The organism is Streptomyces sp. NPDC045470, assembly GCF_040646595.1.
GTDB lineage: Bacteria > Actinomycetota > Actinomycetes > Streptomycetales > Streptomycetaceae > Streptomyces.
The window spans coordinates 76,886-95,819 of record NZ_JBEZAN010000019.1; the positions used below are offsets into that span (position 1 = coordinate 76,886).

Consider the following 18,934-nt stretch of genomic DNA (forward strand, 5'->3'; position numbering starts at 1 on the left):
GCCCGGGGGCGGCAGCGCCGCCACCAGCCTGCCCCGAAGGCCCCGCACGCTCGTTGATCCTTGGAGGCAGTACGGTGCCCGCTCCGCAGACCATCGAATCGGTCCAGCAGCTCACCGTCGCCTGGCGGGCCCTGGTCCTCGACCGCGACCCCTCCGCGGATGTGCGCGACCTGCCGGGCATCGCCGTCCGCTGGGCCGACTGCCGCTTCACCTTCCTGAACTGCATCACCTTGACCGAGCCGGGCACGGGAGCCGCACTCCTTGGCCAACGCCTGAACGAAGCGGCAGACATCATGCGCGCGAGGAAGCACCCGGGCTTCCTGTGGCTCTTCGAAGACCTGCTCGACCACGAGGCCCGCTCCGCCCTGGGAACGGCGGCCGAGGACGCGGGCCTGCAGTACGCCTTCCCCGGGACGGGCATGGCCGGCGACCTGCTCCCCCTGCCCGAGCCGGACCACCCCGACCTCACCTTCGTCCGCGTGAGCACCGACGATCACCTGCAGGCCTACGCGGACCTCAACGCGCGCGCCTACGGCCTTGCATTGGAGGAGGCCCGCGACGGCTTGGAGGGATCCGCGCTCTGGAAGGACGGGATGTACGCCTACCTGGCCATGCGAGGCGACGTACCGGTCACCTGTGCGGCCACCACCGAAGCCGAAGGGCGTCTCTTCGTCTCCTTCGTGGCCACGGCCCCCCAGTGGCAGCGCCGGGGATACGGGGAGGCGGTCACGCGCAAGGCCCTGTACGAGGGCCACCGGGCCACCGGGCTGATGCGCGCGACGCTGCACGCGACCGAAGCCGGAGCCCCCGTGTATCCGCGGATCGGCTTCCAGCCGAACTCGCCGATCCGCTTCTACACCCTGGCGACGGGCTGACCCGCGCAGTTGCCTGCCGCGTCCGGCAGCTGCGCCAGGTACGGGGCTGAGGCAGTGGCATCGGCATCGAGATGCGGCGGGCCGGCCCAGCCTGAGCACCCCCGGGCCCGGCGCGGCGCCCTGTGCCCGCGCCGGCGCCTGAGCGCCGGACCGGCCCGCCTTTCCGGTGCGCTGCTGTCCGGCCGGTGCGAGGCCCTGCCGGGTTCGCGCCGGGAGCGGCGCTCAGTTCACCGTGCCTGAGGCGGCTGGGCCGTGCTTCGACGGCCGGGAAGGAAGCGGGGCCAAGTGCGGCCGGCCGGGGTCCAGGAGGGCATCACCGGCGCCGTCCGACCGATGCGGCCGGCCGTCGGGAGAGGGAACAGGCCAAGTTTGCAAAGCCGCCCACGTACGTGCACCACCCGGCCAGACTACGCAGTGCAGTCATCTGACTACATGCTTCGAGTGGAGGAGTTTCTTGCCACGCAAGGACGACATCGTGACGATCCTGATCGACACGAAGAACGAGATGAACAGATCGATCGACGGCATGGGCGCCAGGGTCAACGACCTGGAGCGGGACCTTCGGGCCGCGTTCACCGCCGAGATCGCAGGGCTGCGCGATACCGCCCTCGCCGACTTGAAAGCGTCGCAGTATGAGACGCGGACCAGCTCCCACAACGCGGGCAAGCGCGCCGGCGATGCCGTCGCCGCGGTGGCCGACCTGCGCCGGGACGTCGACCGACTGCATCACAGGCTCGACGGTCTCAGTGAGGACATCGGCACGATCTTGGAGGCTCTGCAGGCCGTGGCACCGGCCCGGCCGCCGGCGGCCGCCGCTTCGGCGGAAGAGCCCTCCCTGGAGCCGGACGGGACCAGCACCGCAGACGAGCCGGATCCCGCCGTCCTGCCCCAGCAGAAGCAGCCCCCGGGCCAGGAGCCGGCGCCACAGACCGAACCCGGCGCCCCGCAGCCCTCTGCGGACAGCGCGCCCGCAGGCAGCCAGTCGAGCATCTCCACGGACACCGGCGCCCCACGGCCGACGAGGACGGAGCCGGTCAGTCTCCCGCTGAAGCTGAGCAGTTCGCGCCGGAGAGCGGTGGAAACGGTCATGACGTTCCCCGCGCGGCGCTGGAGGCCAGTGAGCAGGGCCCCAACGACTCGGTGCAGGAACCGAGTCCGCTCACCCGGGCAGGCAGAGTCTGGGCGATCATGAGGGCCGGGAGGGTCGCGTCGGCCACCGTGGTCTGCCACCGGGACACCTGGGAATTCGTGGCAGCACAGGTAGGCAGCCACCCGCACTTTCGCACCCCCGCCCTCGAAGAACGCGAAAACGGCCTGGTGGCCGCGGTCCTCTCCGGCCGGTCGATGGTCGTCATGCTCCTGGCCCTTTACCACGTGGCGAACGTCTCCCGGCTCAAGCCGGACAGCGAGGACACCGAGGAACTCACCGTCTACGCCGACTGGGCCATGGCCTCCCAGGTCTATTTCGCCACCGCCCGGGTCCTCAGCAGCGCCTACCACGAACAAGGGGACCCCGTCGTGGTGACAATCGACAACCGGGTACCCGCCCGGGCGTGACGACGCAGAGCAAGCGCTGCTGAACGGGCAGAACACACAGCCTCACGATGGGCGCATCGTAGGTGTGCCCCCAAGAAACCTGAGGGCCTTCACCACGGGTGAAGGCCCTCAAACGTCGTCAGCGGGCCCTCGGGCAGGGCGAAGGCGTCGAACAGCCGCAGCAGCCGCCGTTCGGCCGCCTCGATGCAGCCCAAGCCGGCCAGGCGGCGACCCGCTCGGCCAGCACCGGCTGTGAGGCGGTGGCCGGGGGGCCCGGGCCGCCCGCTCGGCCAGGTGCTGGTAGGCGTCGTCGGCGTAGACGTCGGCGATCAGACGGATGCAGGCCGGGCCGAGCAGATCGCAGACCCGTGGGCGAAGGCCGGCGTCAGCCGCCAGATCTGCCCGCCCCGCATGTGGACCTTGGAGCCGCCGGTGACCCGGCAGGCCGAAGAGTCGGGGTGCAGCGGGATGTGCAGCCGGTACCGCTCGGCGTGGTCGCGTTCGGTGGTCGCGGTGTTCCCACAGCAACGCGTTGGCCTCCGGCCGGGCCAGGCGTACCCACACGCAGGACAGGTCCAGTTCGGCCAGCAGTTCGGCTGCGGACATGTGCTCCAGCACCGTGGTGGGCTTTGCGGTGCCGTCGGCGATCCGCACGTGTGCCGCATTGCCGGAGGGGTTCATCAGCGAGGTGGTCCATCAGCCGCCGGACTGGAACTCGCCGTACTCGGTCGTCCACGGCGCCGGGGCGGTCAGCGCTTCGTGCCGCAGCCGCTCCACGCGGTCACGGTCCAGCGGCTGGAGGTGGCTGACCTGCCCGGACAGGCGGGTCAGGGAACGAAGATGGGCGTAGCTCTCCTGCAGGGACGGGTTGGCAGCTCATGACAGGATCTGAGCTTGTGAATGAGCGTGTGCTGTCGTCGTCCTGGCCGTCCTCGTGGGTGAATGCGGTTTCAGGAATGCTGGACGGGATGACACGGGGTTTCGAGGGCAGGCACGGATTTCCGCCCGGGACCAACCAGGTCCGCCTGGCCAATGACGATGATCAGGAGGGGGCGCGTGCTCTGGCCCGCCATCCTCTCGCGGTCAGTGACCTGGTCACCTTCTACCGCAGCGTCGGCGACGTCGTCTGGGAGGACATCGGCAACGGCTACTTCATCCACCCCGTGCGCGACATACTCCAGCACCTCATGGAGTACGGGGCCGTCCGCGTGGGCGAGGGTCAGGAGCCGAGCGGATTGGTGATCGGATCGGACGGGAGCGGCCGGTCCTATGTCATGGGCCCCCAGGGCGCGATCCACCGGACACGGTCAGCATCGCTGGAGGAGCCGGAGCTCGACCAGGTGGCGGACGATCTGCGTCACTTCCTGGAACTGCTGGAGCAGTCCCTGGCCCGGTTCGTCGCCACGGGTGATCCTGGGCCTCTCTAGTCTCGTTGATCGAAGAGACAGCAACATCGTCATGGCATGAGTCCATCACAGTGGCCTAATTCGCGGGTTGAGGAACGACAGCACCCGCCGGCGGGGTTACGCAGTGGAGCGCCGTTCCCCTTCGAGGCTGCTGAAGATCAGGGAGTCTCGCCAGCCGTCGCGGAGCAGCGCCGTGTGGCGCATGCGCCCCTCATACGTCATACCGATCTTGGACAGCACCCGGGAGGAGCCGAGATTCCTCGGATCACAGGTGGCATAGATCCGATGAAGCCCCAGCTCGTCGAACCCGTACGCGAGTAGCCGGCGACCGATCTCCGTGCCGATGCCCCGCCCCCATACTCGTGGATGCACGATGTATGAGATCTCGCCCTGGCGCTGCTTAGGGCTACGGACATGCAGTTCACCCATGCCCGCCACATCCCGGCCGACACGTGCGACAAACGGGAACCGACGCTGAGGGCTGCCCGACCAGGCCTTGACCGCGCAGTCCACGAAGTCCTGCGTCTGGGCCTCTGTGTTGGGTCCCCAGGGCTGATAGCGGCACACCTCCGGCAGGCACGCCCATGAGTGAACGGCCGACCAGTCCTCCAAAACGATCTCGTCCAAGGTCACCGAGTGCCTGGTCATGTGACGACCTTGAACGCGTCTCCGCGCGAAGAGCAAGGTCAAGGAGCCCGCCAAGCTCCGCCGGCGGCCACGCGGGAGGAAGGTCTGGTGCTGCAGGTTCTCGTGAGCATTGCGATGCGCTCCGTGGGTGAGTGTGCCTTGCCAACTGCCGACTCGCAGCTCAGCGTCCGTGGGCCTCTCACGCCGGTGTCCTGACATCAGGGTCTCTGACGTGGGCATACGCCAGGCTGTGTGTCGCAGCGGGTGCGAGGTACCCGGAACACGAACCGCAAAGGCGCGGGACACTTTCGCGCGAGTCGGCACCTGGTGACCCGATGACCGGATGGTGGCGTGGTGGCGATCACGGGCGTGCCCCGGGCACACTGAGGACGCGCCAGACGAGGAGGCTGCTTTATGCACCGTCGGGATGGCAATGGGCAAGTGGGCGGCGATGAATCCAGTCCCGGTGATCCGGGAAACCCGCCGCCGGAGGAAGACCCGGCCGAAGACCCTGAGGACGAAGACGACGGGTGAATGCCGTGGGCGGCACCGTCCAGGCGGCGGCCGAGCTGCGTGAGCGGGTTGCGGCGGAGCTGGACGGCCGTGGCTACTTCGAGGGGAAGGCGTGGCTGCGCGACGCCTTCACGGTGGTGCCGCGCGAGCACTTCGTGCCCGACCGGGTGTGGTGGCCGGTGGCCCAGGACGGCATCTACCCGCTGATGGACCGTACCGTACGGCCCCGGCAGTGGCTCAGGGCCGTTTACCGGACGCAGCAGATGCTGATCACGCAGATCGACGATGGTGCGATACGGCCTGCAGGTCCGGTGGAGGCCGAATCCTTCACCGCTTTCACCAGTTCCATCTCGTGTCCGGCTGTCGTCGTGCAGATGCTGGGATATTTCGATCCGCGCAAGGGCGACCGGGTTCTGGAAATCGGTACGGGCACGGGCTACAACACCGCGCTGCTCGCTCACCGCGTCGGCGCGGGCAAGGTGACCTCGGTCGAGATCGATCCGCAGGTCGCCGACTGGTCACGGGAGCGGCTGGGCGGGCTGGGCGTCGACGCGCGGCTCGTCGTGGCGGACGGTGAGGCGGGGCACGCCGACGGCGCGCCGTACGACGGCATCTTGTCGACCGTAGCCGTACGTGAGGTGCCCCGGGCCTGGCCCGAGCAGGTCCGGGCGGGCGGGGTGATCGTCACGCCGGTCGGCACGCCCTTCCACTGGGGCGGGGGCACCTACGACGGCTTGTGCAGGCTGGTGTGCGACGGCAACGGGAACGCCGAGGGGCAGATGGTGGCGGGCGTGACCTTCATGAAGGTGCGCGGGCAGCGCAAGGAGCGCCCCTTCGAGGAGCTGGGCTGGCCTTCGTTGGGTGACTACCGGGTGAGCGTGTCGAGGGCGGCCGGGCAGCGCGTGCGGGCCTCACCGTGATGTACCCGGGCGTGTCCGGGGCGGGTGTGTGGTTACAGGTCGATGGTGCGGGCGATGCGGATGGCGTTGCCGTTGCGGGTGACCAGGAAAGCGCAGCCTAATGGCTCATGTGCTCGACAATGAGCGCATGGACGTCCCTGAACTGCTCGAATCAGCTTCCCTACTGGTGCCGGAAGAGTCCGCCACCGAGAACGACATCACGGTGCGGGACATCTGGGACTATCTCGTCCACGACCAGTGGGAAACCGCCCTGGGCCTGCTGGAGGAGCTCGGGGACCCTCGCTCGCTCCCTCTTGCGTTCTGGGAGAAACTCGCTGAAGCGGCTGAGCAGTTCCGCCTGGAGCGGAGCGCGGCTTGGTGCTATTGGCGGTGCTCAGAGATCCGCAACGGCATGATCAGGGCGGATCTGACGCTCCGTCCTGCCGCCGAGGCGCGACGGACGACGCCGATCTCCGGCGCCGGAGTTCTGCGGCCCATGTGGGACATCGGACATCTGTCACCCGCCGGCGGATGTGCGGTCAGCATCGCCGCGCTCTGGGTTGAGAACATGCCCAGTCTGGAGCCCGGAGGTCGAGCCATGGTTCGCCTCGTGCCCCTCACTCCCTCTCACTGGACGCACGTCCAGCCCGGCCAGCAGATCACCATGCACGAGGACCGGACCGTGGCCGGCACCGCACGCATCCTGGAGGTTCACAGCCCTGCCACTGTCATGCCCACGGGTTGACGTGCTGGCTCACAGCCTCCCAGCTGGTGCACGTAACTCCGTACTTGGTGGAGCACTCACGGCCCCGGCAAGATTTCCGTGAAGCGGGGGTGTGCCACCGTGCGCCGGTGACACACAGTTACGGATATCGGCGTCGGAGATGGGCCATGAGGATGACGCGGTGACGAAGGAGCGGCACTCCAGCCCGGCCCGCCATGATCCTCTTCTGGAGTTTCAGGTCCGTGATCCGACCTTCGTTGACGCCGGAGTTGAACGGTGTGGTGATCCCCTGCACGACTGCGGGCTGGTCCTCGCGGAGGGCTGTGGCCAGGCTGGCCAGGGCCGGTAGGCGGGAGGCTTCGAGTTGCTCCAGCCAGCCCGTCAGCAGGGTGGCATCGCCGGCATGGAGCATAGCGGCGAACTGACGCACCAGGTCGTAGGTGAGCGCCAGTTCCGGGCAGTGCTCCAGCAACCGCCTGAGGACCTCGGTGGCGTGCAGGCTGCGCCGGGACGGTGCGGTGGTGATCCAGCGGGCGACCTGCCGCGGGGAGGGCGATCGCTCGCGCGGTGTGTCGATCGGCAGGCCGCGCCGCAGCGGCGCGATGGCCATCTTGACTCGCTGGTAGTGGCCCCGGTAGCCCTTGGCGACGATCTCCTGATGCAGGACTGTCGCGGTGTGCTCGCCCTCCTCCCACCGTTGCCGCAGGTACTCCAGGTACGGATCGAGGCTGGTGGGCCGGCGGGAGGGAGCGCGGCGTACGCACTCCTGCCAGGTGGCGGCACGCGCGTACTTGCCCACCGTGCGCCGGTTCAGGCCGAGCCGGCGGGCTGCGGCGTGGCCGATGCGGCCGCCCGCCCCGCCCACGGCCTCGACACCTGCCTCGCGCCCAGCGGGCGGACGGGCAGGCGCGGGGCCGCCTTACCGTCTTGGGACGGCCGCCGAGCAAGCGTTATCCGGTCGAAGACGTCCCCTTGATGATCCGGTCGTTCTTCCGCAGTAGGTGCTGGGCCAGGAGGAACATGAAAGGGAAGAAGACCGTTCCCCACCCGGTCCGTATCAGCGTCCAGGTACTCGGATGCTCTTCGGTCAGCGTCATGATGAACACCGCCGGTTCCAGCATGCCGAAAGCGAGGAACATCCAGCGGCCCCAACGAATTAGTCTGACCGTCCACGGCGGAAGTGGGTAGCGGGTCCTCCATTGCATCGGCATGGCAGTCAAGTTCCCGCACCCGGCTCTTGCATGCGGCCGTCGGCGTTCGGTGCGCGTGATGCGCCGTACCTGCTCCATCCCCGGTCTCGCGCGGCGTGCCGGCCGGCACCGCACCCCAATGCGCCGCCCAGCTCGTCCGGCCCCGTTGCACCGCTTGGTGCTGGTCAGAAGATCGGTGGGCGGCCGGCGCGGGGCAGCCGGGCCACGGTGCGCCAGCTGATGGGCGAGCGGGTGCCGGGGTAAGTGCGCAGGCCCTCCGTCACGCCGGCGAGCGTGGCCTGCCAGGCGTCCCGGCTACGTACGCGCCATACCGTCAGGGCGGCCCAGGTGGCGAGGCTGGCGCGGATCAGCAGGGCGGGGAGGCTGCGGCGGGCGAGCCAGATGCGGTTGCGGGCGGTAAGCCGGTAGAACTGGGCGTGGCGGGCCGGGTGGTCGCTGGGTGATGGACGACGATGTCGCGCCGACAGAGGCCCCCATAGCCGTGCTGCCACAGCCGCCCGGAACTCGGCCGCTGCTGCGGCGGCGCGGTGCTCTGTGACGGCGAAGACGGCGGCGGCTTCCCTGTCCGCGACGAGGATGCCCTCGGTGCGGCACGGGGCGGCCCCCTGCGCGGTCTCCCGGCAGGGCGCATCGGTTGCTCCAGGTCATGCGGGCGCCGAGGGCGAGCAGGTGTCCCCCGGACCAGGCCGGCGGCGGGGCACCCGGGCCGAAGCACCGCACTGTAACGCTTACCTCGCGGGCGCTGACGTGATCAGCTCTTCAGTGCCCCGGTCCGTGCCGCGAACTCCTTCAGACCGGGCTGGTGCGAGGAGTACAGCAGATCTGTGGTGAGGGCTTTGACCGATGGGCGCCTGGCTTCCTCGGGCGCTTGGCGTTCGATGGCGCGCAGGGAGGCGAAGGTGCGCATGTCGTCGCCGAGCTGGTGATACATGCGGGCGGCATCGGTGTGGAAGCGGGCACGGCGCTCGGCGGTCGGGAAGACGGCCGCGTCGATGCGTCCGGCGACCGGGACCGCCTCGTCCGGTGTGCCGAGCTTGTTGAAGGTGCTCAGGCGGAAGGACTCGCACTGCGCACGGGTGGCCTGGATGGTGGCGCCGGCCAGGCCGGGGCCGTAGGAGATGCGCTGTCCGATCTCCTGGGCTTCGTCCACCAGGTGCAGTGCGGCCGTGCGGTCTCCGTAGTGGGCACAGGTGTAGCCGCAGGTCAGCAGCATCGCCGCGCGTACGGCTCGGGCCTGGTCGGCAGGATCGTCGGCCAGCTGCCGGCTGGTGCGGAGCAGGAGGTCGGCGGCCTGGCGGTAGCGGCCGGCGCGGCGCAGGGCGACGGACAGCATGCGGGTGGCTTCACCGAGCGGGGCGGGCCGGCCGCAGGCGCGCGCAGCGGCCAAGGCCCGGTCCGCTGCGACCCAGGTCGCTTCGGACCGCTGTTTGCTGGCGAGTTCGCCCGCAAGGCTGTAGGCGTAGGAGGCCAGGGCATCGGCTCGCTCCCGGGCGTGGCCGGTGAGGTGGTCGCGGGTCGCGTCGGCGGCCGCGAGGAGCAGGGGCAGTTCGGTGCTCAGGGCCTGGTAGCGGGTGCGGCGGAAGTCGTCGCGCGCCCGGCTAAGGGCCTGCTCGAGGCGGCTGATCGGCACGGGCCCGCTGGCGGGCAGGGCGAACAGGGCCGTCTCCAGCCATGCCCCCAGCTCCCGTTCCTCCAGTGGCTGTTCTGCGGCCGCCCGGGCGCCGGTGAGTAGGACAGCGCTGATCCCCGCTGCTCCGGTGAGAAAACCCCTGCGCCGCACGGTGCCCTCCTGCTGGCTCTCGCTGGCCCCCATGGTCACCGTAGCGGCCGTCGTACAGCTGCATCCTGGACTTGGCGTATCTGGGGCCGGGTCTCGCTCCGGTGGGTGAGCGGCGCCGATCAGATCATCCGGTGGAATGCCCAGAGCGGCGGCGATGCGCAGCAGTGTCTCCCAGGGCGGGATGATTGCGCCGGCTTCGACGCGGCAGACCCACGAAGCGGAGTAGCCCACAAGCACCGCGAGCTGCGCCTGGGTCATCTTCGGCCGCCGGGCACCTCGTCCGCCCCGTATCAGCGCGCCGAGGTCAGGGCTGAACGAAGCGTTCGGGGATGTGACGCCCACGGTGCCTCCTCGCGGCGGGAGCACGTCTACGGGGGCTATGCCCCTCAGCCCGCATCGGGAAGCACGCACAGAACTTGCGGATGACGCACAGAAGTTGAGGCCCACGCCGCGCTGGCTAGCCCGGCGGTAGCGGACGCCGGAGACTGACAAAGGCACGCCGGCGGACCGCCGGGAACCGCGCTTTGCGACTCGCCCGTGTCCGGTTCGGCTGTGGGCCATGACGGGCCGTCTGAGGCCCTAGACTCGCCGTCTTCTCCGGCTGCCCAGGGCCGTCAACCCGGCGCACAGGCTGCGTCAGTGAGCGGCTCGTGGATGTACCTCAGGAAGGGCCTTGATGACCGATTCAAGCTGTGACCCCGCCCGGCTGCGCGACCACGTCGTCGACGAGCTCGTCGCGCGGGGCGAGATCGTCTCGAAGGAAGTCGAGGCGGTGATGCGCAAGGTCGAGCGGCACCGGTTCACGCCCGGGGCCAGCTTGGAGGACGTCTACCGTCCGTACCAGGCCGTGGTCACCAAGAGGAACGAGCAGGGGGTTGCGGCAAGTTCGGTGAGCGCGCCGCAGATCCAGGCGTTCATGCTGGAGCAGGCCCAGGTCCGGCCCGGGATGCGGGTGCTGGAGATCGGCTCCGGGGGTCTGAACGCGGCGTATTTGGCGGAGCTGGTCGGTCCGGACGGGGAGGTCACGACGGTCGATATCGACCCGGAGATCACCGGTCGGGCGTCCCGTCTGCTGGAGCAGGCCGGGTACCCGCAGGTGCGGGTGGTCCTGGCCGACGCCGCGCAGGGCGTTGCCGCGCATGCCCCCTACGACGTGGTCATGGTGACCGTCGGGTCGTGGGACATCCCGCCCGCGTGGGTCGACCAGCTCGCCGGGGACGGACGGCTGTTGGTGCCGCTGCGCATCCGCGGGCTCGTACGGTCGGTCGCCTTCCGTCGCGCGGGCCCCCGCCTGGTCAGCACCTCGGCGCGGATCTGCGGCTTCGTGTCCATGCGCGGCACCGGGGCGCGGGATGCGCAGCTGCTGCTGGTCAACGGCGACGACATCGTTCTGAGGTTCGATGACGACCTGCCCGCCGATCCGGGCCTGGTGGGCCGTGCCGTGCGCGGGCGGCGGGCGGAGAGCTGGAGCGGGGTAACCGTCCGGCGCGGGGAACCCGTCGACATGCTCCAGATGTACCTGGCCACCGTAGTGCCGGGCTTTTGCACCATGTCCGTCAACGCGGAAGCGGGCAGCGCTGGAGTCAACCCGCGGAACACGGCTTCGCGCGAGCCATCCTCACCCCCAACGAGCGCGATCACCTACCCCTCCACCGTGCCATACCAAGATCTTTCTGCAAGGACTCCTAAGTAACAAGCTCAGGGCGCCTGTCGGTGGCCGGGCCCGTCCTGGGCGGTGCCGGGGAGCGTGATGATCGTGAGGGTGGCCCGGCAGAACATGCGCCAGCGCAGCCAGCGGCCGGGCAGCGGGGTGAAGCCGGTGACCATCCATGCCACCAGGCCGAGGGCGAGCGCGATCTGGACAGCAAGGAGCACGGGGGCGGGCATGAGCGCGGCCCTCCGGAAGGGAGGTTGAAGGTGCTGGCGGCGCCCGGCGTACCGGGGCGCGGGGGTCAGCGCTCGGGCCTGGGGGGCCGCTGCATCAGTGCGGCCGCGGCCTGGTCGAGGGTGACCTTCTCGTGCAGCAGGGCGCAGATCACGTCGGTGATCGGCATCTCGACGTCGTGGGCGCGGGCCAGAGCCGAGATCGCCTCCGCCGATTTGACGCCTTCGGTGGTCTGCCGGGTGGCGGCCGTCGCCTCCTCGGCGCTCAGCCCGCGGCCGAGGTTGATGCCGAAAGTTCGATTTCGCGACAGCGGCGACATGCAGGTGGCGACCAGGTCGCCGAGACCGGACAGGCCCGCGAGGGTGGCGGGGTGGGCGCCCATGGCGGTGGCCAGCCGGGTGGTCTCCGCCAGGCCGCGGGTGATGAGCAGGGCCTGCGCGTTGTGGCCCAGGCCCATCCCGGCGGCGATGCCGACCGCGAGCGCGATGACGTTTTTCACCGCCCCGCCCAGCTCGCAGCCGGTCACGTCGGCGCTGGTGTAGGGCCGGAAGTAGCCGGTGTGACACGCCTGCTGGAAACGGTGGGCGGTGTCCTCGTCGGCGCAGGCGACGGTGGCCGCGGCGGGCTGGCCGTCCATGATCTCGCGCGCGAGGTTCGGGCCGGACAGCACCGCGACCCGTTCCGCTCTGATGCCGGTCACCTCGGTGATGATCTCGCTCGCCCGCAGGTGGCTGCCCTGCTCAATCCCCTTGATCAGCGACACGATCACGGTGTCGCCTCCGATGAGCGGCGCCCACGCGGCGAGGTTGGTGCGCAGGCTCTGCGCGGGGATGGACAGCACCAGGAAGTCCGCGCCGTCCAGGGCGGCGGCCACATTCGTCGTCGCGGTCAGGGCGGCGGGCAGTTCGGTGTCCGGGAAGTAGCCCGGGTTGCGGCGGGTGGTGTTGATCGCGTCGGCGATCTCGCCGCGGCGGGCGGGCACGGTGACGCCGGTGCCGGCGTCGGCCAGGATCTTGGCCATGGCGGTGCCCCAGGACCCGGCCGAGAACACCGCAGCACGCGCGGAACGGCGCTGGCTCAGTCGCACTTCGGGGTCCTGTCGTCGGGGCGGCCGGGCCCGGCCATCGTAACGGCCCGGCCGGGCCCGGCTGGGGCGTTCGCGCCGCGCCGCACGCTCAGCGGGAGTGTGCGGCGGCCCGGCAGGGTGGGCAGCATCTGGTGCGCCTCTCCTCGTCCGTCCCGGCCTCAGAAGCCACCGGACGGCAGCGCAAGTCCGTGCGTTGGGGGCGTGCGTGCCGCATCTGCGGGGCATCAGCGAGGTTGATTGTGTCGGTTGGAAGCGGCAACGCGGGATGGCGAGTTCGGGGAACGCTTGAGGCTGTTCGGCTGCAGAAATGTCGGCGAGTTTCAGCAACACCAGGGCTCATCAGGGGACCCGCTCGCGATATTCGAGTGAAGGCGCGAGACGGGTGTGCATAGGGTGACTGGCGTGGATCCAGCTGACTTTTACACAGGCATCGTCGCAGAGCTCTACGGACCGCTGAAGTCCTTCTCCCAGGACTCCGAGCCCTATGCGGCCTTCATTCAGCAAACTGGCATGCCGGCCCTGGAACTGGGATGCGGGGACGGTGATCCTCTGCTGGAGCTGCGCCGACGTGGCCTGGAGGTGGAGGGCGTCGACTCCTCGGCGGACATGCTGGAGCGCCTCCGGCGCCGGGCAGACGAACAAGGCATCTCTACCACTGTGTTTCATCAGCGCATGGAGGCCCTAGACCTGCCCCGCCGATACCGGGCGATCTTCCTCGCCGGGCCCACCTTCACCCTGCTCCCTGACGACGACGCCGCGTTTGCCGCCCTGCGCGGCATCCGTGCCCACCTGGCGGAGGGCGGCATCGCCTTGGTGCCCCTGTTCACCCCCGAACCGACGCCAGCAGCACAGATCGGTCGCGTGCGCACGGCCACCGCACCCGACGGCGCCGAGCTTCGGGTGTCCGTCGTCGACGAACAGCGCGACGAGGCAGCTCGGACGCAGACGACGCTTCTGCGCTATGAACGCCACCACGGATCAGACAGCAGCGTTGTGGAGCGGCCGTGGGTCTTGCACTGGTATACCCGCGATGGGTTCGAGGAACTGGCCACGGCCGCCGGCCTGGCCGTGACAGCGGTCACCGATCAGCACGGCAAGTCCGCTCCCTCCAGCGCCACCGCCGTGCAATTCCGGCTCCAAGCCGCCGCCTGACCACCTCCTTTGAGCAGGGGTGGGGACCGGACACCGGGCATCGCCCGCCGTGCCGGTCCCCACCGTGCTTAGTACTGCAACGGTGCTTGCCGTGACTGGTGACCAGGATCAGGGGCTGTGCCCGCGTTGCTTGTAGTGACTGTTGCGGGCTTGGTGCTGGCGCCGTCGACGCCAGTGTGACCAGTACAGGATGTGCTCGGCCGGTGCCGGCCGGCGGTGGGTGAGTCGGTAGATCAGACGCCGGATCTCGGCAAGACTGAGGTGGATGAGCTGGGAGGATCCGTTTCTGCTTTCTCCGCATCCAGCTCACGGGCCCGCAGGACGGTCAGGCAGGCGTGGGCGGCCATGGCCAACGTCATGTGGCGGTGCCAGCCCGGGTAGCGGCGGACCTGGTGGTCGTCCAGCCCGCACTCCTGCTTCGCGCTCTGAAAACATTCCTCCACCGCCCATCGGCTCCCGGCGACGCGGATCAGCTCGTCGAGAGTGGTGCCGGCGGGGCAGTAGGCGATGTAGTAGGAGATTTCCTCGGGCCGGCTGACACTGCGACGGGCGATCACCCAGTGCCGGCGGTCCTCGCGGTGCCAGGGCCGCACCTCAACGCGGGCCCAGTCGAAGATCCGCCGGCCGTGGGCCCCCTCGCCGCAGGACCGGCGTTTCCACTTCTGCCGCGGCAGGCCGGGGAACAGGTCGTGGACGGGGGGGTCGATGGCCCAGCGGGTGACGGCGGTGTCGTGCCGGGTGGTGGCCATGACGTGAACGACATCGGCCTGCTCGAGCTCGAAGCGCCAGCCCTTGCTGAAGCCGTAAGCAGCATCGGCCGTCACCCACCGGAACGGGACCCGGCCGGCGATAGCCCGGCGGACCATCTCCTTGGCCATGGCCACCTTCGTCTCGAAGGCGACACTGTCGCCGATGCCCGCCCGCCGACATCACTCACGGTCATCCGTCCACGACGCGGGCAGATACAACCGCCGGTCGATCAATGTGCGTCCGCGGCCCGTCGCGTAGGCGAGGAAGACCCCGATCTGGGAGTTCTCGGTGCGTCCCGCGGTGCCGGAGTACTGCCACATCGCCACCTTGCGCGGGGCTCCGTCCGCCGCACCGCCGCGGCCGCCGACGGTACGGCAAGTGACCTGGTGGCTCACCCGCCACCCCGCCGCGCTGAGCGAGGAAGACAGCGTCGGCCTCAAAGACGTCCTGGCCCGCTGTCCCGAACTGGACACGGCCGCCAGACACGTCCGCGATTTCGGTGAGATACTCAGCGGCCGCCTGGGCGCCACGCTTCTTGTCTGGATCGACGCAGTCGATGCCAGCCAGCTGCCCGGGCTCACCGGCTTCGCGCTTCACCTGCGCCGAGGCCTCGACGCCGTGACCGCCGGCCTCACTCTGGACTGGAGCTCCGGCAGCATCGAGGGCGCCGTGAACCGCATCAAGAAGATCAAGAGACAGCTCTACGGCCGAGCCGGATTCGAACTCCTACGCAAGATGATCTTGCTTCGATAGCGCATCGCCCGGGGTGCCGACTCGCCAGCTTCCCGGCCCCTTTGAGATCAGAGATCGGCCGTCCAGATCCCGACAGGATGGTCACGCGAAGGGAGCCACAACTGAGGCTGTGAGTCGCGATGCCTCTCGTCAGCCTGCTCATCCCAGTGGAAACGGCCCTCGACATCAGGCCACGCGACTTGCAGCACGGGGAGAGGCGGCCGTCGGTAGAACCCGATGGCCTGCCCGAAGAAGGCCCGGTACCAACTGCGATCGACCTGCCTGAGCGCGACTCGATACCCGTCGACAACATCAGGATGGCTCTGGCCGTCCGCCAGCACTTCGCCCGCGGCAGACTTCTCTCCGAGCGTGTTGAGCATGCGGTGCATGGCGTGGACATCGAGCCCGAACATGGCGAGTTCAGGTCCGCCGTGGGTGTGCGCGAGGCCGATCGTGTAGGCGAATCCAGGACCGATCTCGTCTTCGGGAACCATCACGACGTGCCATCCGTGCTGCTGCACGTGCTCGATGACCGTCAGATCCATGCGGTCCACTTCGTCCCGGTCGCCGTAGTCATGGCAGAGGAGACACCGGCACTGGAACGGATCATCAGTCATGTGCGGAGGGTATGAGGTGAGCCTGCAGGTCGAGCGACCGGGGCTCGGACCCTCTCAATCGAACAGCGTCATCACGCTCCGCGACGGCTCCCCAAGATCTGTGCCAGAACCCAAAACTCACCGACACTCGAACACCACAACCCAAGGCGTTCACGGCGCTGACCGACACGCGTTCTCGAAACGCACCGGCATACCCAGCGAGGTGATCCGCCAAGCGCCGAACTGGTAGTCGCCATACTCTTCAGCGGGTCCTGGGCGCGTAACGGACAGTGGCGCGAGCGGCGGTGCCCAGGCCGATGCGGGAGCCGGCTTTCCCGGCGATGTGGGTGGAGCCGCCGGGTGGGGAGCTGGTTATAGCGGTGCCTGCGAGTGGCAGGTTTGGACGGCGCGCATGACGGCCTGTTCCTGGCTGGCCCGGTCGCTGGTGACGGGTACGTAGGCCAGCCCCTCCTCGCGCAGGAGGCGGTGGATGTGGCGGTCGACCAGGATTCGGTAGCGGCTGTCGTAGCCGTGTTCGCGCCTGACGCGCAGGCCCGGGTCGAGGTGGGTGGCGAAGAGAAGGTCGTAGGGGGCGTGAGCGGACGCGAGCCGGTGCAGGGCTTCGCGGTCGGTGCGGGGGGGGGCGGCCCGGCTGTGCCACTCCTGGGCGGCGCGGAAGCAGGCGAGCGCTTCCCAGCCGACTTGGTCAGCCAGGACGACGCGTGGGCCGTCATGGCCTGGCCGGGCGGCGGCTTCGACCTCATCCGCGATGCCGGTCGCGATGGCCCACCGGGTGGCATCCGCGGAGAGGTCCTGTCGTTGCGGCAGAGGGACGCGAGTTGCGCGCCGCCCGAGGTGAGCGGTGTGCTCGACGGATATGTCCCGTCGGCGCAGTTCCCGGTCGATGCGGCGCACCAGCAGGGTCTTGCCGGTGGAGGGGGCGCCCAGCACGCCGATGCGTAGGGGGTGCGTCGGTGCTTTGGTCACCACAGGGTGGGCTCCTGGTCGGGTTCGGGGGCTCCGGGCAGGCCGGGCGGAACGGCCGCGGCCACGAGCTGGTCCCAGGTGCGGTAGTGGGTGGCCATGGCGATGAGGAGCTGCGCCGTGGCGTAGGCGTCGAACGTGGCGCGGTGGCGCTGTGCGGGCGCCGCGCTCAGGTACGGCTGCACGTGGCCGAGCCCCAGCCCGACCTCGGGGTCCTCATCACGGCTTTGGCGTGGCCGGCCGCCCGGGGCGTCTCCTGACGCCGCACCACGGCCGGCCTGTGCGGGCGCAGGCGGCGCCATACCTTCAGCCGCGTGTTCCGGTCGCCGAAGCCGTTCTGCTCCACGTTGGCATTGATCGCGATGAGGTGTTTGGTCATGTTCTGCTCCTCGCAGGCTGATGCGGTGCGCCGGTGGCGGGCCCTGGCCGCGGGCCGCTCTCCCGCAGCCAGGGCCTGCTTGCGTGCCGCGCGGTGCCGGGGCACCCCTCAAGTGCCCCGGCACCGGCCGGCCGTTCCGTCTCGCAAAGCGGATGGCCGGTGGCTCCCGGCTGTGCGACTGCCGGGGGCCGCGGCGCGGCCCCGCTCTCGCCACTGCGCGAGGCAGGGCCGTTCTCGGAGGAGTGCGCCGGATGACCTCGGCGGCTCCTCGGACGGTGGGCCGAACGGCCGGTCTGGTCGTCGGCGTCGGTCAGGCCCTGGCCCGTTGGAACGGGCCGGGGCTGGCGCGCGGGGTCACGCCCTGTGCGACACGGGGGCTCCTAGGGTGTGCACTGGGGCAGGGAGGCGGGGGCGCGCCGTCGCCGGAGGCGGGTGTCGGCCAGCGCGGCGGCGAGCTGGGCGGAGATGGCCAGGCCGGGGAGGTTGCCTTCGGCGAAACCCCACATTCCGGCGGGGTTGACGTCGACCAGCCACCATCGGGCCTGGTGGTCGACCAGCAGGTCCAGGGCCGCGTACTCCAGGTGCAGGCGGTGCATCAGCCGGACCACGCCGGAGCGCACCTCGTCGGGAACGTCGGTGTAGTCGTAGACCAGCTCGTCGCAGTGAGCGCGGAAGTCCGTGGAGTGGGCCGGCGCCGTCAGCCGTGCGGCAAACAGTTCCCCGCGGACGACGATGAGCCGTACCTCGTGCTGCGCGTGGATGCGCTGCTGAAACTGGTGCGCCGCGGCGGCCACGCCCTCATCGAGATCACCGGGCGGCACCGGGCTGGTGAAGAACGCCAGTGGCCCGTCGGCGGTTTCGACCCACGGCCGCACGAGCGATTTGCACACCGCCTGGCCGAAGCCGTCCACCGCGCGGCGCGCGTCGGCCGCGTCGTTGCCGATCCAGGTCGCAGGAACCCGCAGCCCGGCGGCCGCGGCCTGGGCCAGGGCGTGGGGCTTGTTCTGTGCCGCGTCGGTGTGTACGGGGTGGTTGACGTGCAGGCAGTCCAGGGCGGCCAGGGTGCCGGCCAGTCCGGCGGCCGCCTCCCGGCTCAGCCACTCGGCGCGGCCCGCGTCCAGGCCCTCGGGGCTGATCCGGGGGCGGGAGGGGTGCCACCACAAGATGGCGCCGATGTCCTCCAGGTGTACGCGGCGCCCGTCGGCCTCCAGGGTGCCCACGATGTGCCCGCCGGCCAGCTGGGCGGCCAGGGTGACGCGGCCGGGGAAGCTGCCCACGTCGAAGCGGATCACCGGGGCGCCGAGGGCGTGCAGTTCCTGGACGACGCCGTTCAAAGAGGCGTCGTCGTCGCGGGCGACCACGCAGACCGGGCGCGGACGCCCGGCCTGCGCGACGAGGTGGTCTACCACCACGAGTCGGCTCCGCCCGTCATGCGGTCGATCTTCTCCGGGACCGGCGTGCCCCGCCGGGCCATGGTGGAGTAGTACGCCATGGCCAGCCCGCCGACAACGATCTGGCGTTCGGCGTCGTAGCAAAGTTCCGGCGCCGCCGGGGGCTGGTCGGCTGCGGGCAGGGGCGTCAGATGCCGCAGCACGTAGGGCCTGTCGGCCGGTGCCGACGGGGCGGACAAGGCAGTGGACACGTTGTTCTCCTCGGTGTGATGTGACGCCGGGTATCGCCCGGCTCGGTTGGGTGCTGGAGGCGCTCGGGGGAACGCCTCCAGCACCCCGGCCCCGGGGGGGGGCGGGGCCCGCCCCGCGGCCCCCCGGCCGCCGCGCGGGGGGCCCCGCGGGGGGGC

At 70.1% G+C, this 18,934-nt stretch carries 21 protein-coding genes and 3 pseudogenes; 9 read left to right on the top strand and 15 right to left on the bottom strand.

The features are described from left to right. Nucleotides 1-74 precede the first annotated feature (74 nt). From AB0A97_RS34585 to AB0A97_RS34600, 4 genes are all read left to right on the top strand, one after another. Nucleotides 75-875 carry a GNAT family N-acetyltransferase gene (locus AB0A97_RS34585; protein WP_361157688.1) on the top strand — a complete coding sequence of 267 codons (801 nt, stop codon included), beginning with the start codon at nt 75-77 and terminating at the stop codon, nt 873-875. Nucleotides 876-1,350: 475 nt separating this feature from the next. Continuing rightward, nucleotides 1,351-2,067 (top strand): hypothetical protein, encoded by a 717-nt coding sequence (locus AB0A97_RS34590; RefSeq protein ID WP_361157690.1) that lies wholly within the window; start codon nt 1,351-1,353, stop codon nt 2,065-2,067. Continuing rightward, complete coding sequence (locus AB0A97_RS34595) at nt 2,064-2,432, top strand: hypothetical protein (protein WP_361157693.1); 369 nt, start codon at nt 2,064-2,066, stop codon at nt 2,430-2,432. The genes AB0A97_RS34590 and AB0A97_RS34595 overlap by 4 nt, the downstream gene beginning before the upstream one ends. Before the next feature lie 947 nt (nt 2,433-3,379). Continuing rightward, entirely contained in the window at nt 3,380-3,838 is a 459-nt protein-coding gene (locus AB0A97_RS34600; protein ID WP_361157695.1) for an SMI1/KNR4 family protein, read from the top strand. 96 nt (nt 3,839-3,934) lie between these two features. Here AB0A97_RS34600 and AB0A97_RS34605 read toward each other — a convergent pair whose 3' ends face one another. Continuing rightward, entirely contained in the window at nt 3,935-4,465 is a 531-nt protein-coding gene (locus tag AB0A97_RS34605; RefSeq protein ID WP_361157697.1) for a GNAT family N-acetyltransferase, read from the bottom strand. A gap of 518 nt (nt 4,466-4,983) precedes the next feature. Here AB0A97_RS34605 and AB0A97_RS34610 point away from each other — a divergent pair. Together AB0A97_RS34610 and AB0A97_RS34615 are read left to right on the top strand one after the other, a co-directional pair. Then, on the top strand, nt 4,984-5,877 hold the full coding sequence (locus AB0A97_RS34610) for a methyltransferase domain-containing protein (protein WP_361157700.1): 894 nt from the start codon (nt 4,984-4,986) through the stop codon (nt 5,875-5,877). Nucleotides 5,878-6,004: 127 nt separating this feature from the next. Further along, nucleotides 6,005-6,601, top strand: a complete 597-nt coding sequence (locus tag AB0A97_RS34615; protein WP_361157703.1) for a hypothetical protein — start codon at nt 6,005-6,007, stop codon at nt 6,599-6,601. Between the two features lie 118 nt (nt 6,602-6,719). Here the strand turns inward: AB0A97_RS34615 and AB0A97_RS34620 are convergent, their stop codons facing one another. From AB0A97_RS34620 to AB0A97_RS34640, 5 genes and pseudogenes are all read right to left on the bottom strand, one after another. Further along, nucleotides 6,720-7,445, bottom strand: coding sequence for a transposase (locus tag AB0A97_RS34620; protein ID WP_361157706.1), 726 nt, complete (start codon nt 7,443-7,445; stop codon nt 6,720-6,722). Between the two features lie 85 nt (nt 7,446-7,530). Continuing rightward, on the bottom strand, nt 7,531-7,719 hold the full coding sequence (locus tag AB0A97_RS34625; RefSeq protein ID WP_361157709.1) for a hypothetical protein: 189 nt from the start codon (nt 7,717-7,719) through the stop codon (nt 7,531-7,533). Nucleotides 7,720-7,955: 236 nt separating this feature from the next. Beyond that, on the bottom strand, nt 7,956-8,282 hold the full coding sequence (locus AB0A97_RS34630) for a hypothetical protein (protein WP_361157712.1): 327 nt from the start codon (nt 8,280-8,282) through the stop codon (nt 7,956-7,958). A gap of 260 nt (nt 8,283-8,542) precedes the next feature. Then, nucleotides 8,543-9,604 carry an XRE family transcriptional regulator gene (locus tag AB0A97_RS34635; RefSeq protein WP_361157848.1) on the bottom strand — a complete coding sequence of 354 codons (1,062 nt, stop codon included), beginning with the start codon at nt 9,602-9,604 and terminating at the stop codon, nt 8,543-8,545. 102 nt (nt 9,605-9,706) lie between these two features. Next, nucleotides 9,707-10,132, bottom strand: a pseudogene (locus AB0A97_RS34640) (helix-turn-helix transcriptional regulator); the annotation flags it as partial. A 115-nt stretch (nt 10,133-10,247) separates the two neighbouring features. On the opposite strand from AB0A97_RS34640, the gene fxlM reads away from it, so the two are divergent. Further along, the gene (fxlM, locus tag AB0A97_RS34645; RefSeq protein WP_361157714.1) at nt 10,248-11,264 is read left to right on the top strand and encodes a methyltransferase, FxLD system; all 1,017 of its coding nucleotides are present in this window, start codon (nt 10,248-10,250) and stop codon (nt 11,262-11,264) included. 5 nt (nt 11,265-11,269) lie between these two features. Here fxlM and AB0A97_RS34650 read toward each other — a convergent pair whose 3' ends face one another. Further along, nucleotides 11,270-11,458 (bottom strand): hypothetical protein, encoded by a 189-nt coding sequence (locus tag AB0A97_RS34650; RefSeq protein ID WP_361157716.1) that lies wholly within the window; start codon nt 11,456-11,458, stop codon nt 11,270-11,272. Nucleotides 11,459-11,523: 65 nt separating this feature from the next. Further along, a complete protein-coding gene (locus AB0A97_RS34655; RefSeq protein ID WP_361157850.1) occupies nt 11,524-12,537 on the bottom strand; it encodes an NAD(P)H-dependent glycerol-3-phosphate dehydrogenase in 1,014 nt (337 codons plus the stop codon). A 408-nt stretch (nt 12,538-12,945) separates the two neighbouring features. Between AB0A97_RS34655 and AB0A97_RS34660 the strand changes: the two genes are divergently transcribed. Next, nucleotides 12,946-13,695: a class I SAM-dependent methyltransferase gene (locus AB0A97_RS34660; RefSeq protein WP_361157719.1), complete on the top strand. Its 750-nt coding sequence runs from the start codon at nt 12,946-12,948 to the stop codon at nt 13,693-13,695. 233 nt (nt 13,696-13,928) lie between these two features. Here AB0A97_RS34660 and AB0A97_RS34665 read toward each other — a convergent pair. Next, a pseudogene (locus AB0A97_RS34665) lies at nt 13,929-14,759 on the bottom strand (IS701 family transposase); the annotation flags it as partial. Between the two features lies 1 nt (nt 14,760). Between AB0A97_RS34665 and AB0A97_RS34670 the strand changes: the two are divergent. Next, nucleotides 14,761-15,198, top strand: a pseudogene (locus AB0A97_RS34670) (transposase); the annotation flags it as partial. Nucleotides 15,199-15,245: 47 nt separating this feature from the next. On the opposite strand, the gene AB0A97_RS34675 reads toward AB0A97_RS34670, so the two are convergent. From AB0A97_RS34675 to AB0A97_RS34700, 6 genes are all read right to left on the bottom strand, one after another. Beyond that, nucleotides 15,246-15,794 carry a DUF4262 domain-containing protein gene (locus AB0A97_RS34675; protein ID WP_361157722.1) on the bottom strand — a complete coding sequence of 183 codons (549 nt, stop codon included), beginning with the start codon at nt 15,792-15,794 and terminating at the stop codon, nt 15,246-15,248. A gap of 351 nt (nt 15,795-16,145) precedes the next feature. Then, nucleotides 16,146-16,760, bottom strand: a complete 615-nt coding sequence (locus AB0A97_RS34680; RefSeq protein ID WP_361157725.1) for an AAA family ATPase — start codon at nt 16,758-16,760, stop codon at nt 16,146-16,148. Next, on the bottom strand, nt 16,757-16,942 hold the full coding sequence (locus AB0A97_RS34685) for a hypothetical protein (protein ID WP_361157727.1): 186 nt from the start codon (nt 16,940-16,942) through the stop codon (nt 16,757-16,759). Before AB0A97_RS34685 ends, AB0A97_RS34680 begins: the two co-directional genes overlap by 4 nt. After that, nucleotides 16,927-17,136 carry a hypothetical protein gene (locus AB0A97_RS34690; protein ID WP_361157729.1) on the bottom strand — a complete coding sequence of 70 codons (210 nt, stop codon included), beginning with the start codon at nt 17,134-17,136 and terminating at the stop codon, nt 16,927-16,929. Before AB0A97_RS34690 ends, AB0A97_RS34685 begins: the two co-directional genes overlap by 16 nt. A gap of 380 nt (nt 17,137-17,516) precedes the next feature. Further along, nucleotides 17,517-18,548 (bottom strand): MvdC/MvdD family ATP grasp protein, encoded by a 1,032-nt coding sequence (locus AB0A97_RS34695; protein ID WP_361157732.1) that lies wholly within the window; start codon nt 18,546-18,548, stop codon nt 17,517-17,519. Beyond that, the gene (locus tag AB0A97_RS34700; protein WP_361157734.1) at nt 18,539-18,778 is read right to left on the bottom strand and encodes a hypothetical protein; all 240 of its coding nucleotides are present in this window, start codon (nt 18,776-18,778) and stop codon (nt 18,539-18,541) included. Before AB0A97_RS34700 ends, AB0A97_RS34695 begins: the two co-directional genes overlap by 10 nt. Nucleotides 18,779-18,934 lie beyond the last annotated feature (156 nt).